At 46.1% G+C, this 851-nt stretch carries 1 protein-coding gene; it reads right to left on the reverse strand.

Annotation, left to right across the window (positions count from 1 at the left end; all coding sequences use genetic code 11):
* Positions 1–181: 181 nt before the first annotated feature.
* On the reverse strand, positions 182–851 hold a 670-nt coding region (locus tag BG32_RS01110; RefSeq protein ID WP_121526264.1), incomplete at its 5' end, for an SDR family oxidoreductase.

Raw genomic sequence — 851 nt, forward strand, 5'->3', positions numbered from 1 at the left:
CGCTTAGAGTCCCGGCCTTATGCAAAACTAATCTTAGAAAGCAATTATCTTGGTCTGGCAGTTAAGACAAAGGTCTCAGGTTCTTCTGCAGAATATTTGGAGGATAAAGGTGATCCAAATCCTCTAGGCGGTCGATCATGGAGGTTACAAATCGATCTTTCACGACAGAAAGTGTTTTCACCTAGTCCTCGAATGCCCTTCTGGCCGCTTTTAGCGCGACAGCCCTTGGAACGAGTCTTGATCCAGTTGCAATGACTTTGTTAATCACACCGCTTACCACACTTCTCTTACCTTTCTCGAAGGAATCAAGAGCTCTCCTAACAACTTCCTCGGGACTCATCGAGCCGGGAAGTTTCTTTCTGCCTCCCGAAGCAACGTCAAAGAATTCTGTCTTTGTCGGTCCGGGGGACAAAACCATCACCTTCAATCCTTTTGACTTAAGCTCCTCGCTAATCGCCTCGCTGAAACTCAGCACGAAGGCTTTTGTAGCTGCGTATACGGCCATACCAGGTATGGGAAGATAAGCTGCGGTAGATGCCACGTTAATGACCCCTCCGCCGACGCCTACTCTGCATAAGGCATATTTTTTAGTCAAGAAGTAGAGTGCACCAATGTTTAACCTGATCATTTGCATCTCTCTATCTGTTTCGAGGTCCTCAAATGGGCCAATCATTCCAAACCCGGCGTTGTTTATCAAAAGGTCAACCCCGCCTAAGAGTCCCGATACTTCTAAGAGATCTCTTTGACATGTTAAGTCAGCCTTTATGGCCTTAGACTCGATCCCATAATCCCTTTCTATTCTGTTCGAAATTGCTTCAAGATGTTCATATCTTCTCGCCACAAGTACTGTT

Origin of the sequence: Mesotoga sp. HF07.pep.5.2.highcov (genome assembly GCF_003666285.1) — a bacterium.
Lineage (GTDB): Bacteria > Thermotogota > Thermotogae > Petrotogales > Kosmotogaceae > Mesotoga > Mesotoga prima.